General features: G+C 51.9%; 9 protein-coding genes. 4 read left to right on the forward strand and 5 right to left on the reverse strand.

Features of this window, described 5'->3' with window-relative positions:
- Positions 1–71 precede the first annotated feature (71 nt).
- From P8N76_27190 to P8N76_27200, 3 genes are all read left to right on the forward strand, one after another.
- Positions 72–863, forward strand: a complete 792-nt coding sequence (locus P8N76_27190) for a ThuA domain-containing protein (GenBank protein MDG2385386.1) — start codon at positions 72–74, stop codon at positions 861–863.
- A gap of 196 nt (positions 864–1059) precedes the next feature.
- Complete coding sequence (locus P8N76_27195; GenBank protein MDG2385387.1) at positions 1060–2358, forward strand: Gfo/Idh/MocA family oxidoreductase; 1299 nt, start codon at positions 1060–1062, stop codon at positions 2356–2358.
- A gap of 161 nt (positions 2359–2519) precedes the next feature.
- On the forward strand, positions 2520–3476 hold the full coding sequence (locus P8N76_27200) for an SGNH/GDSL hydrolase family protein (GenBank protein ID MDG2385388.1): 957 nt from the start codon (positions 2520–2522) through the stop codon (positions 3474–3476).
- A 43-nt stretch (positions 3477–3519) separates the two neighbouring features.
- Here P8N76_27200 and P8N76_27205 read toward each other — a convergent pair whose 3' ends face one another.
- From P8N76_27205 to P8N76_27220, 4 genes are all read right to left on the reverse strand, one after another.
- Entirely contained in the window at positions 3520–6702 is a 3183-nt protein-coding gene (locus P8N76_27205) for an efflux RND transporter permease subunit (GenBank protein MDG2385389.1), read from the reverse strand.
- Positions 6703–6779: 77 nt separating this feature from the next.
- Complete coding sequence (locus tag P8N76_27210; protein ID MDG2385390.1) at positions 6780–8063, reverse strand: efflux RND transporter periplasmic adaptor subunit; 1284 nt, start codon at positions 8061–8063, stop codon at positions 6780–6782.
- 217 nt (positions 8064–8280) lie between these two features.
- Positions 8281–9795: an NfeD family protein gene (locus P8N76_27215; protein MDG2385391.1), complete on the reverse strand. Its 1515-nt coding sequence runs from the start codon at positions 9793–9795 to the stop codon at positions 8281–8283.
- Positions 9796–9801: 6 nt separating this feature from the next.
- Positions 9802–10701: a TIM barrel protein gene (locus tag P8N76_27220; GenBank protein MDG2385392.1), complete on the reverse strand. Its 900-nt coding sequence runs from the start codon at positions 10699–10701 to the stop codon at positions 9802–9804.
- Positions 10702–10891: 190 nt separating this feature from the next.
- On the opposite strand from P8N76_27220, the gene P8N76_27225 reads away from it, so the two are divergent.
- Entirely contained in the window at positions 10892–11758 is an 867-nt protein-coding gene (locus P8N76_27225; GenBank protein ID MDG2385393.1) for an SMP-30/gluconolactonase/LRE family protein, read from the forward strand.
- Between the two features lie 44 nt (positions 11759–11802).
- On the opposite strand, the gene P8N76_27230 is transcribed toward P8N76_27225, so the two are convergent.
- Positions 11803–13371, reverse strand: coding sequence for a ThuA domain-containing protein (locus tag P8N76_27230; GenBank protein MDG2385394.1), 1569 nt, complete (start codon positions 13369–13371; stop codon positions 11803–11805).
- Between the last annotated feature and the right edge of the window lie 114 nt (positions 13372–13485).

Genomic DNA, 13485 nt, shown 5'->3' on the forward strand with positions numbered 1-13485 from the left:
CGTAATAGATCGCTTGTGTCCATGTCACGCTTCAAATCATGATATTGAATGCCCCGATTGTGAAAGATACCATGCTGAATTGCTGCCAAACCACGCTGATGCTGGCTATCCTTGCCGTGTTTACTACCAATGGGTTTGCCCAGCATTCTAACGACAATGCACGAATCTTGTTCATGATTGGTGAACGCGAATATAAAACGGAGCAGAGCTTGCGCCGTTTTTTCACGGAAGATCTAGCCCGTCGCGGGTTTCAAGCCACATTTGTCACGGCACCCAGCAGCGGTGCTGACAAAAATGACTTCGCTGGAATATCGGACTCTTTGCCTACGGCTGATCTGCTCTTTTTGAGCGTTCGTCGCCGAGCTCCCAGCTTGCAGCAGCTGAACGCCGTGCGACAACACTTGCAAGCGGGAAAGCCGATGGTGGCGATTCGCACCGCGAGTCATCCTTTTGATACCAAGGGCAAGGCGCCCAAAGGACACGGTGAATGGTTGGATTTCGATTCTGAAGTGCTCGGTGGAAAGTACAGCGGTCACTATGGAGACGAGAAGTGCGAAGTGGTGGTTGTTTCCGATGCCGAGTCAGATCCAATCCTCAAGGGTGTGAAGCTCGGGGGAAGTAGTAAACTGTATCAAGGGAAGGTTACATCGGCAAAGGCAACTCTGTTGGTGAATGGCCGAGTTGAAGGTGGCCCTTGGGAAGCAGTCGCTTGGAAAAATGTTTATGGACCTCAAGCCGCGAAAGTGTTTTATACGTCGTTAGGTATTGCCTCAGACTTTGAACAAACAGGCTTTCGGCAAATGTTGCTTAACGCGATTCGCGATTCTTTGGGAATAACGGTCGATTTGAGGGATCCGATCTGAACAATTAAGCCTGCGCCCTGATAAAGATGAGGTTTGCTTGCAGAATGCGAAAGGGCAGGGCGAATCAACGCGAAATACTGATCGACTGAATCGATTGACCCCGATGACTCAGCATGATCTATTTGATGAATCGTAGCCTGCTCGATCGAGTCCCACTTGTTTGAAAGCAATTGTTGTTTGCTGAGGAGATAAAAAGATGATTCAGATTTCACGCCGCTCTGCCTTGAAAGCCTCCGTTGCTGCCGGTGTCGGTTACTGGACTGGTGGGTCACTTTTGGCGCGTGAAGAATCACCGAATGAGAAACTGAACATTGCGGTGATTGGACTTGGCGGGCAGGGTGGAAGTAATTTGAAGGGTGTGGCTAGCCAAAATATCGTCGCACTATGCGATGTGGATGATCAACGGGCCGGAAATGCTTATCAGCGATTTCCAAAAGCGAAAAAATACGCCGATTATCGGCGGATGTTTGACCAAATGGATCAGCAGATTGATGCGGTCGTAGTTAGCACACCCGATCACACTCATTTTCATCCTTCCATGATCGCCTTGGACTTAGGAAAACACCTCTACTGTGAAAAGCCGATGGCTCATTCCGTATGGGAAGTGAGGCAAATGACTCAGTTGGCTGATAAAAAAGGGGTCGCCACGCAATTGGGAGTTCAGCGTCACACCATTGCGAACGTGCATCGCGTTGTTGAGTTGATCCAGAGTGGAGCGATTGGAGACGTAACCGAATGCCACTGTTGGGTCGGTGGAGACCGGGGTATGCCCGCCGCGCCCAAGGGGACTCCCGCTATCCCAGCTCATCTCGATTGGGACCTCTGGTTGGGACCGGCTGCAAGTCGTAGCTATAGTCCGGATTACTGTCCCTACAAATGGAGATTCTGGTGGGACTTTGGCACCGGAGAGACCGGGAATTGGGGATGCCATATTTTGGATATCCCGTATTGGGCGCTTGGCCTGACGTTTCCAAACCGTGTCGATGCGTCGGGTCCTGAGATTGACGCCCAACGCACACCGAAATCGATGGCTAGTCGGATGGTGTTCCCAGCATCAGAGGGTCGCCCTGAGGTAAATCTGCACTGGTATCAAGCAGCACAAGGTCCTCCGATCTTAAAACAACACAATTTGTCGCATCAGGGTAACAATACGCTCTTCATTGGTAGCGACGGAATGCTGCTGTGTGGTTTCGGGCAACGAAAACTGTATCCCGAGGATAAATTCGCCGACTATGCGGCTCCTGAGAAATCGATTCCTGATTCTCCCGGTTTCCATCGCGAATGGTTTGAAGCCTGCAAAGGCGGAACGCCGGCGACCTGTGATTTTTCCTATTCGGGGCCGCTCAGCGAAACGGTGTTGCTTGCCAATGCAGCCTATCGGGCAAATGGTGGTTTTGATTGGAATGCCCAGTCGCTCGCGGCAAAAGGTAATCCGCAAGCTGATCAGTATCTCTTTTCGAAGTTTCGTAAAGGCTGGGGACTGAACTTGATCTGAGCGTGGTTGTCGCGTTAATGCATTCTGCTCGATTGGCGGAGACGATGCGCGGACATTGCCTTGGCACTTGGTCCGTTACGTGAGGTAATCCATTAAAACGCTTGATTCGAAAACTCCCTTTGTACCCGGTGTTTGGAAATCTTTTTGCATTGGACCTGCATATGACTCGTGTCATTGTGTTCGCGATTGGGCTGGGCTGTTGGTCCACTGTCGCTTTTGCTGATGAGGCCGGAGAAACGTCCTCCTTGCTTGCCTCGGGAGATCGAGTTGTCTTTATAGGCGACTCGAATACCTATGCGGGTCGCTTTATCTCCGAAATTGAAGCTCAATGGCTGAAGCAGTTCCCAGGTCAGTCTGTTGAATTCATCAATGCGGGATTGCCGAGTGAAACAGCTTGTGGACTTTCAGAGCCCATCCATCCGTTTCCGCGACCTTCGGTGCAGGAACGGATCGATCGGGTTTTGGACAAAATGCAGCCCGACGTTTTGGTGATCGGTTATGGGATGAACGATGGAATCTATCACCCGTTCGACAAAACGAGATTTGCCGCGTATCGAAAGGGTATTAGAACACTGGTAAGAAAAGCGAAAAAGCAGGGCGCGAAAGTCGTGCTTCTGACACCTCCTCCGTTTGATCCTTTACCCCTCAAAAAACGAGGTAAACTCCGCCCCCAAGAGGCGGAGGAGTTTAGCTGGATGACGATCTATGAGGATTATGATGAGGTGATGGATCGTTATGCGACCTGGACTCTTAAACAGCGTGCGACGGTGGATGCAGTGGTCGACATACGAAGCCCGTTTGTCGAATATCTCGCGCGAAGAAGAAAGAGCGATTCCAGCTATATGATGTCGGACGATGGGGTTCATTTTAATGGGGATGGCCATGCGATTATCGCTCAGGCAATTCTCGATCGTTGGGGAATTCCCTTGGTGGATGTGTCGCGCAAGTTTCAGGACCAGGTTCATCAGGCACAGATGATCGTTCGCGACAGTGCCGTTTCCCATATCGGCCACAAACGTCCCGGAATCAAACCGGGATTGGATTGGAATTCAGCCGTCGAAAAGTCAAAGCAACTCAAGCAGCAGTTTAATCCATCACCCAAGTCGGGCGGCCTGTAACCGCGTCGCTTGCCTACTCAAGGAATGGTGGCAGACGAGTCGATTAGATTTCCGCTCTTCGGAAATCTGAGTTGTAGACTAAGCTGTAGGCCACGGGGATCACGACCAACGTTAAAGCGGTGGCGAACATCAAACCGAACACAATCGCGCCGGTCAATGGTTGCCAGAATTCGGCCCCGCCAGTCAAATTGAGCATCAAGGGTAACAAACCACCGATGGTGGTGATCGTGGTCAGTAGCACTGGACGAAGGCGATTCTGACCCGCTTCGATCAACGCATTGCGAAGGGGAAGCCCGCCGCGACGAGACTGATTGATGAAGTCAACGACCACAATTGCGTCGTTGACGACGATTCCCGTCAAACTGACCAAACCGATGAAAGATGCCAGGCTGAATGGAAAGGAGCAAATCCACATGCCGATCACGACGCCAATGAAACTGAGCGGAACAGTTAGGAGTACGATAATCGCTTGCCGAAAACTATTGAATTGTAAAACGAGCATCCCGAATATCAAAACCACGGCGATCAGCATGCAGAACAAGAGGTAACGGAAATTTTCGTCACGTTCTTCATTTTCTCCCGTAAACTCTGCACGTACTCCGTCAGAGATCGTACCTGTCTGGCCAACAAAGACTGTGTTGCTTCCTTTGACGGGTTCGAATCCCATCTGTGGCAATAAATTCGCGCGGACAATTGCGAACACGTCGTCAGGCGTCGTGTTTGGTTTCTTAACGTCGCATCGAGCGGTGACCGAACGCGTTTGTTGATAACGGTTGACGGCGTACACGCCAACGTTTCGGGTCAACGCACCGAGTTCTTCCAGCGTCGCTTTTTTTCCTGTGTTACCGGTTAACATGATGCGACCCAGGGTGGAGGCGGCTGACTGATACCTGCCGTCAGCTTGAATTCGTAACTTGATATCCTCGTCGTTTAAATTCAATTCGATCGATTCATCACCGTGGATAGCCATTAATACGGCTTGGGCGATTTGTGTCTCGGAGATATCGAACAGTCCAAGGATGCGCGGATCAGGTTCGATGATCAGTTCCGGATTTTCTGGGCGATAATCGGATCGACAATCGAGGGTCCCGACGGTCTTGGCGAGTTTCCCGGCAAGTGACTGGCCGATATTTCCAATTTGTTCTAAATCATCTCCCGTCAATCGGATGGCGACATCCGAACCTCCGGGGGGCCCTTCCTCGACTTCTTCGATTGAGTAAAGGATGCCCGGGAAAAGATCGAGTCGCTTGTCAAACTTTTCCCGCAGTTCTTCGATGATTTCGGCTTCGTGGCGATTACGATCGAGTGGGGATAGCAGCTGTACCATAATCGTGCCAAATTCAGGGCCGACCGCAGGGTCGTTTTCAAGTCGACTTGCTAGTCCTTCGGAGGAGCCGATCGCCGAGATGAAATGCACGAGCTCACTCCGGCCGTTGAGACGCTTATCTTCAGCCAGTTCTCGCAGCGGAACGGTGAAGATTTCAGCCGCGGCAATCGTCTGTTCTATACTGTTTCCTAGTGGCAATTCGTACTTGATTTCGAACTGGCCGCGATCACTCTCGGGAAAAAATGTGAAACCAATACTGCTCATCATTTGCCCGGCCCAGATGAAGGCCAGCAGGCTGCAGGTCATAACGGCCCAGCGGTGATTGAGCGCCCAGCTGAGAAGGACCAGGTAAGTTTTGAGCAAAAAACGGTGGGCAAAGCCGAGATTTTCCTCGGGTTGTCTCTCTTGTTTCGTCGTTGGCTTGCGTTGCCGGAAAAATTTTGAGGCCAGCACGGGAATCAAAAAATGGTCGACGAGTACGGAACCCAGTAAGGCCATGCTCACCACCTTGGGCATGACTCCCATGAAATCGCCCATCATGCCGGGGACGAGTAGCATGGGAAGAAAGGCTGCCACGGTCGTTAAATCGGCAATGATCACTGGCATGCCGACCTCGCGGATTCCGTTTTTGGCTGCCACGGCTGGTTCTTCGCCCCGCTCTACGTGTCGATAGATGTTTTCTGCCACAATAATCGCACCGTCGACCACCATTCCCAACGCGAGAATAAAGCTGAAGATCACCATGTTGGAGATTGGAATACCTGTCGCGTAGGCAGCGACTAATGCGACGGCCGAACTGAGCGGAACTGCAGTCAACACCAGGAATGAGATTCGTAAACCCATGGTCCAGCCTAGAATGATCAGCACCAACATGGCGCCGAATACGAAACTCGATCCCAGTACGCGAAACATCAATGTGATCTCGTCCGAAGTGTCTCGTGTCGCTGAAAAGGTCACGAACGGATACTGCGGCTCTAATTCTTTGAGCAACGATTTGAGAGCCTGCGCCGTACCGTATGTGTTGATGTCTGATTCCTTGTAGACAACAATGGTGGCACAATCGTCTCCATCGATCTTGGCGACGTTTTTCAGGCGGCGGTGAGTGTCTTGGACGTTGGCGACGTCCATGATTCGAACGATTCGACCGCCATCCTGTTTGACGATTACTTCGCGAATGTCTTCCAATCCACGTAGCTTTGTCTCGTTGCGGACCTGGTAATCAAAAACACCCGTGTTCATCTGACCGCCGGGTAATTCTGCGTGAAAGGATGAAAGAGCGTTTCGGACATCAGCGAGCGTCAAGTCGTATTGCGCAGCGAGATCTACGTTGACGTCGACATGGACCTCGCGTTCAAGGCCACCGAACAGTTGAGTGGTTGAAACCCCAGCCAATGCCTCGATCTCGTCCTGTACCTCTTCGGCGACTTCTTTCAATGCTCGCTGGTCAAATCCTTCGGGCGCACGAATGTTGACCAACATTAATGGGGTGTTGTCAAAATCGATTTTTGTAACACTGGGTTCAATGTTGCGAAATATGTCCGGTAATTCACTGCGGACTTCATCGACCAAGTCTTTCACTTCACCGCGCGCCGTGTCCGCATCAACACCGTCAAGAAACATAACTTGAGTCACACTCGATCCACGCATGCTGGTCGATGAAATAAAGTCGACGTTGTTCAGTCCTGCCAGTGCATCTTCGATCTCTCGAGTGATCTGCACTTCAGCTTCGGTGGGAAGGGCGCCCGGATAAGGAACGGCAATCATGATCACCGCCGTACTAATTGCCGGTGCGAGTTGTACGGGAATTCTGATGGCAGCAAGCAGGGCCATCGCCAGTACGAGTACGGTCGACACGATGACGATACGCGGATGATCAATTGCGGTGTCGGTGATTTTCATCGCTTAGATGCAAGTATCCTGTTGCTGCGACATGGGTGGCTATAAGTTGTTGGTGGCGATGCTCGTTGGAGTTTCAATCAATCGACGGAAGCGGCCCGATTGCGGCGAGACACCGCCGGCGTTGTTGTCTGATTTTCGATGCCCACGATGCGGACGCGGCGATTTTGGACGAGTCGATGTTGCCCCTTTACCACAATTTTCCGGTCGTCGACGGGCATGTCTGGCACGATCAATGCTCCGTCTTGTTCGATGTAACGTTCGAGCGGGACGCGCTTCGCCTGGTAGTCCGCTTCTGCTCCTAAATTGAAGAACAAATAGTGCAAATCCGATTTCGACTGGTGCACGGAATAGATAAAAGGTTGGTCGCCTCGAAACATCACGCTTGGGATCGGAACTTGGTAGCCAGTGATTGAGTCGATCACGATTTGAGCGAGGGCAACCGAACCTGGGCGCAGCCCACCATCTTCATTTTCCAGCAGGATCTCAACTTCAAATAAGCCCGTTTTGTCATCGGCCGTTTCTCCCACGCGAAAAACCTGACCGATTCGCTTCGGCCAAGGAACACCATATCGATCCGTTCCCATCAATTGGACGTAAGCTTTGAAGATGGCGTCGCCTTGAGGATTGCTTTGTCGCAATCGTTGACGTTCAGTTTCGATTTCGTGGATGCGAGATTCGGGGACTCCCACGACGAGTAAGACGCGGTCGACTTCAACAATTTCGAACGCGGGTGCATGCATGTTGATCGATTCCCCCTCGCTCACAAATCGTTTGGAAATTCGACCATTACAAGGGGAGACCAGCGTCGCATTCTCGAGATTTTTTTGTGCGGTTGCCGTTTGTGCTTCAGCGACTGCCATGTCCGTGACCCGCTTGCGGAAATCGGCCTCCGAAATGACGCGGTTCTCCCTATTTCTGAGTTGTTTGGCTCGTGTCAAATCCTCTTGTGCCTGTTCCATCAGCGCCGTTCTTTCCTGGACACGTGCTTGCAGGATATCTTTGTCCAAGATAGCAAGTACCTGTCCTTGGCGAACGGTATCGCCGTCATCAAGGCGCTTATCCGCCTGGTTGAGTCCGAGTTCTTTCACACGACCGCTGATCTCAAAGGCCATCAAATAACGCTCGAAAGGGCGAATCATGCCTGAGTAGGTGTCAAGAATCTCAATCGACTCGGGCTTCAAATCGCGAACGACGACGGGTGCGGCTGCGCCAACTGTGGTTTGTTCGGGAGGCAGGTCACCCACCGTTTCAGTTTTTTTCCCTGACTTCGTAGCGGTGACCCACATCACGGAAAGTGCAAAGCCCGTGACAAGGATCATGGCGACCAAGCGACCAATGGCAAGCGGAGATTGTGTCTTCATAGGGAAATGGTGGAATCTTCGGAAAGGTGGTGGAAAGTGAGTCCACGAGGTCTATTCTCAACGAGTTGTAATATAGTGGTATCTTTTCTTACTGACGAGTGGAACGTACGGAGGACGCAGTTGCTGGAGGGACTCGATTCGGGGAGATTACTTGTTTTTTTATCGTGGGGAATCTTTCGGTCTGAGACCGTTTGCGTGGTGAAATGCGCTCACCGTGTCAGTTTTGCTCGAGTCGTCGAACCACGACTCGATTCCCCTGGATCTTGATGACCCGTACCTGTTCGCCCGCATCGACGAAGGTTCCGTCGGAGGTTACATCGAGATAATCCTCTCCGAACGCGACTTTGCCCGCCGGTCGAAGTGGTGATTCGGTAATACCGATCTGGCCCACTTCAATAACCGTCGCTGTGATCTCCGTCTTGGCTTGTTGGGTATTGAGCGATTCGGAGATCGCGGTTTTTGGTGGGGCAAGTGTAAATCGATTCAAGACAGGAATGCTTCCCAGTCGTGTGGTGATCCACACTGCTGCAATCAGGAAGACGAGAGCAGCACTGATTAGAATCAACAAACTCTGACCGAGAGAGTTCAAATCGCTACCTGTTTCTGGGATCAAGAATGGTTCGCTGGCGAAAACAAGGCCGAGGGTGAACAGGGTGATCCCGGTGATTCCCCAGATGCCAAATCCAGGAATGACAAATAATTCCACTACAATCAGGGCGATGCCCGAGATACAGAGAATGACTTCGAGCCATTCGGCTGTTCCTCCGAGGAAACGACTCCAGAAGAACAGACCAAAACAGATGGTTGCGACCAGACCGCCGATACCGAGTCCGGGTGAAAGAAATTCGATATAGAGGGCGATCAACGCCACCACCAACAACGCGCCCGTCATGAAGGGGTTATTGAGTATCAACACGGCCTGATCGACAGCATTCCACTCCAAATCAACCCACTCTTTGGCCCGGTAGCGTTCTTGAAGCTCTTTTCGATCCGATACATTGGCGTCTGCCAGATCGAGTTCCACAGCACGCCGCCCATTCACTTCCAGGAAATGTGCCTTGCGAGATTCGAGCACTGGCTTGATGATTTTCCATGCCTCGGGAGCATCACTTGCGTCGATCTCTGCTTGGGACATAAACGTTTGCTGGCCAGTGTCTTCGTTTTGAACCTGAAAGACTTCCAGATCCATATCGACCATCGCTTCGGCGAGGGCTGGAGGTCGATTTTGAGATTCGGCCAAGTCTCGAACACGTCGAGCCAAGTCGGTACGTATTTTTTCCGGAGCGTGGCGAAAGAGGAAATCTTCGCGCATGAATACGGGGCCCGCGTCGCCAAACACGGCTTGGGGTCCGAGTACGATTTCATCACAACCGAGCGCGAACAGTGCGGCTCCGCTTAGTGCCTCACGCGGAATATAGGCAACTGTGCGGGCGAAGGGTAGATCGCGCAGTTTGGCTGCAATACGCATGGTCGCCTCGACCTCTCCACCGGGACTGTCGATCTCTATCACCACCACATCAGCCTTCAAGCGTTCTGCCTCATCCAGCTTGCGATAGAGGTATTGTTCGCTGAGCGACTGGATCGGGCCGTTGAATTCGATCAAGACGACTCGCTCGGGAGCCGCCAACTTTTCCTGGGCCGATGCGCTCGTCCGGCTGGATGATCCTAAAGCGATCATCCAGATCAACCAGGACAGTATTTTTATGGCCGTTACAGCATCGTTAGCGATCATCGAGATTTACCACTGGTCGGCTGCGTAGATGCGTTGAGCAGCGATCCATTCATTCTCCTTCGGTCGACACTCGAGGCCGACAAAGCCGTCATAGCCAAGCTCCTTTATTTCTTGGAAAACGCGGGTGTAATTCACTTCGCCCGTCCCCGGTTCGTGACGGCCCGGATTGTCAGCCAGTTGCAAGTAACCCACGTAATCGAATCCTTCTCGTAGCTTCATGCAAAGGTCGCCCTCCACGATTTGCATGTGGTAAAGATCCCAATTAATTTTCACGTTTGGCGAATCAACCGCTTTGCAGATATTGATTGCGTCGCCGCTGCCGTAAAGGCAATGTCGTGGATGGTCGCGAGGATTCATCGGTTCGATGATGATTGTTTTTTTTCGCTTTTCGCAGAGCGGAGCGACTCGCTTTAGGCCCTTGATCGCGGCCGTGTGCATCTGGGCCTTGCTCACGCCAGGGATGTCGTTGCCGATGACGACGGTAAACAACGAGCAGTCAAGCTGATCTGCCACATCACAGCTAGTTGCGATTTTTCGCTCAAACTTGTCGTGGTCAAATTCCGGGTTGTTCAGTTCAGTGCCAAATCCCCAAGCGGTGAATTGAGACACGGCCATTTTTTTGTCTCGGAGTAATTGGGCCGCTTCCTTGATCGGTTTGTTTTCGTAGGGCCAAAACTCAATGGCAGGAAACCCCATTTCAGCGGCAGTTGAGATCTTTTGCAAGAATGGCTTGTTACCAAACCACATTTCGACATTCACTGCAAAAAGTGTGTTGGGGGTCTTTCCGGGTTTCGCGACATCGGCCGCTCGCGTTTCCGTTGGGCGGATCGCAAGGGCTGCCGCCGTGACTCCAACGCTCGTGCCAATGAATGATCGCCGTCCCAGACCTTTATTCGGTTTTGACATGTCTGATTCCTGCTGGTGAAAGTGACGTCTCATTGTAGTTGGATAACCAGTTTCCGCGAATGCCCTGATTGTAATCGAGCGAAGGGTAACCGTTCGACGGCTTGCGTCGTAGCGGAACGTCAGCGATATTTGGAGCCAATTCAGCCATGTTGTTCCAACTTTTTTCCGAAAATCTTCTGCGAGCGACCTGATGGAACTCGAAAAACTCACGCCGCCAGCAACGTTAGGCGAAGGTCCTTGCTGGCACGAAGGAGAACAAGTCCTGTACTGGGTCGATATTTTGGGGCGGAAGTTGCATCGCTTCGATCCTGCCGGCGAGAAAGACAATCATTGGGAATTCGACCAGCTGATCGGAACCGTTGCACCCCGAGCTCAAGGTGGATTGATCATCTCTTTGGAAAACGGTTTCGCATCATTTGACCCTTCCTCCGGTAAGGTTGAACCCTGGGAGTCTGTCGAAACCTCGCCGGAAACCCGTTTTAATGACGGCAAATGTGACCCGGCCGGTCGATTCTGGTGTGGGTCAATGGATAAGGCCGAGGAACGCACCCTGGGTATGCTCTATCGCGTGACTGCCGATCATGTCGTGACCAAGGTATTGGGGCCCGTCGGTATTTCTAACGGAATGGGTTGGAGTCCGGATCAAACGAAGATGTATTACATCGATTCACCCACCCGAAAAGTGTTCGTCTTTGACTATGACGCTGCTTCGGGTGAAATCATGAATCGGCGGCCATTGTTCGAACTGACAGAAAAAGACGGGTGGCCCGATGGCATGACAGTTGATCAAGATGGGAAAATATGGCTTGCCCAATGGGCGGGGGCTTGTGTGACGCGTCGTGATCCGGAATCAGGCAAAACGCTTGATCGCATTGATACGCCAGCACCCCATACCTCAGCTTGTTGTTTTGGTGGCCCTGATCTTACCGATCTTTACATCACAACGGCGCGCAAGGGATTGTCCGACGAACAGTTGGAGCAGTATCCCGATTCGGGATGTCTTTTTCGTTTAAAGACATCCACGAAAGGGAGTCCAACTTATCCGTTTGCTGGGTGATCGTCGCACGCCTACCGCATCACCCGACGATGATGGGTTAGCGGTCATTTCGTTGGTACGGTTAACTTGATGTTTCGGTAGGCAACGGCTCCGTGATCGCCTTGGAACATCAGTGGTCCGGTGGCTGCTTCGCCTTGGCCGAGATTCCCGCCGGTTGGTTGCTTGACTTCGACGTTTTCCTGGATCAGTTGGCCATTCAAGAGCACTCGCTTGAAGATCCCGTTTGCTATCTTCTTGTCGCCGTCGAACCGTGGGGCTTGGAAATCGATTGTGAACGTTTGCCATTGACCGGGAGCTTTGGCTGCATTTACGCGCGGTGCTTCTGCGCCGTAGATGCCCCCGATGTCGCCTGCTCCAATCTTTTCGCGACCGAAACTATCCAAGACCTGGATCTCATAGTTGCCATGCAGGTAAATGCCTGAGTTTGATCCTTTGGGAACCATGACTTCAAGTTCCAACAAACAGTCACCAAACTTTTCCTCGGTGAAAATGTCAACTCCCCCTGCCTTCAAGTTGACCAGTTGGCCAGTGTTCCCTTTTAACTGAAGCTTGGATGGATCGTTTGGGGCCAGCGTGACGGAGCCAGCTTGCCAATGGCTACCGGTTGGCCGTTTAAGTTTCCACCCGTCAAGGTTGTTTCCTCGAAACGGCTCGATGGTGGTAGTTTGGGTGGGCGAGTTACGCAAGCTTGCACTTGGAGTTGTATCTGCGTTGAGATCGCCCAGGGCAAATTGGATCCCGGCTAGATAATGTTGCAGCACCGTCGGGTTCCAGAAGATGTGGTCGTTATGACCAAGCACCGTATAGAACACTCGTCCCTTTCCAAAGTCACGGATCCAGCTGATTGCGTAATCATTATCAGATCGAGCGCCACGACTGACGTCGAATTTGCTGTTGTCGAGACTGAGCAAAACTCGCAGCGCGTCTCGGGAATAAGGTTGATAGCCGTTGTAAGATGCGTTTTGAGCGCGAGGGCCGAATTGATAAATCTCATCTTTGACCTCAAAACCATTTTCGGGATCGAACATGCCGGTGAGCGGGTGGTTGGGCGAATCGACCTTCAGTGGGACATTCGTGTGCCATGGATGGCTCGTGAACCAGCCCCCGATCATATCACCGTACTCTTTCCAACTGTAAAACGTGTCGGATGCGGAGTGCGTGCCGACTAATCCCTTGCCATTTTCGACAAACGATTGAAGATTTTTTTTGCGTTGCTCCAACGTCTCCTTTTCCTTGTCGGTCAGGTCACCCTTGCGGGGCGCCAGGCAATCTCCGGTGGTATTCAGCATGATCACCGCGTCAAACTGTTTGAGGGTATCCGCATCGAACATGGCCGGGTCTTCTGAATGCACCGCCGTGTAAGCTCGTGTCTTGTCGCCCATCATTTGAAAGGCTTTGACGCCCGTCGGAATCGAGCCGTGTCGAAAACCGAGCGTCTTGCTGAAGATCAAGACGTTTCGCGGTTGTTGGGGATTTGCAGCAGCTTCAACGGGCAGACCGTCTGCGATCTTCGCAATCACGTCAGAGCTGACTTTTACTTCAGCTTGAGCGTGTGGAATAAAATGAGAAGAGATGAGTAGCGTTGTGGCCGCAAAGATACTCGGGAATCTCATCGTGATGGTCTTTCTAATGGTGGGGTGAACGGGGCGGAATATCCTGGGTTGAATTCGAAAGATTCTTTCGCTGAAGATTCTTTCGCTGCTAATTATAGCTCTCGCGGAAGCAGA

It is taken from the genome of Pirellulaceae bacterium (assembly GCA_029243025.1).
Classification (GTDB): domain Bacteria; phylum Planctomycetota; class Planctomycetia; order Pirellulales; family Pirellulaceae.

Coding starts and splice junctions, on each gene's coding strand:
- P8N76_27190 (MDG2385386.1), top strand. CDS start 72: ATGCTGAATTGCTGCCAAACCACGCTGATGCTGGCTATCCTTGCCGTG.
- P8N76_27195 (MDG2385387.1), top strand. CDS start 1,060: ATGATTCAGATTTCACGCCGCTCTGCCTTGAAAGCCTCCGTTGCTGCC.
- P8N76_27200 (MDG2385388.1), top strand. CDS start 2,520: ATGACTCGTGTCATTGTGTTCGCGATTGGGCTGGGCTGTTGGTCCACT.
- P8N76_27205 (MDG2385389.1), bottom strand. CDS start 6,702: ATGAAAATCACCGACACCGCAATTGATCATCCGCGTATCGTCATCGTG.
- P8N76_27210 (MDG2385390.1), bottom strand. CDS start 8,063: ATGAAGACACAATCTCCGCTTGCCATTGGTCGCTTGGTCGCCATGATC.
- P8N76_27215 (MDG2385391.1), bottom strand. CDS start 9,795: ATGATCGCTAACGATGCTGTAACGGCCATAAAAATACTGTCCTGGTTG.
- P8N76_27220 (MDG2385392.1), bottom strand. CDS start 10,701: ATGTCAAAACCGAATAAAGGTCTGGGACGGCGATCATTCATTGGCACG.
- P8N76_27225 (MDG2385393.1), top strand. CDS start 10,892: ATGGAACTCGAAAAACTCACGCCGCCAGCAACGTTAGGCGAAGGTCCT.
- P8N76_27230 (MDG2385394.1), bottom strand. CDS start 13,371: ATGAGATTCCCGAGTATCTTTGCGGCCACAACGCTACTCATCTCTTCT.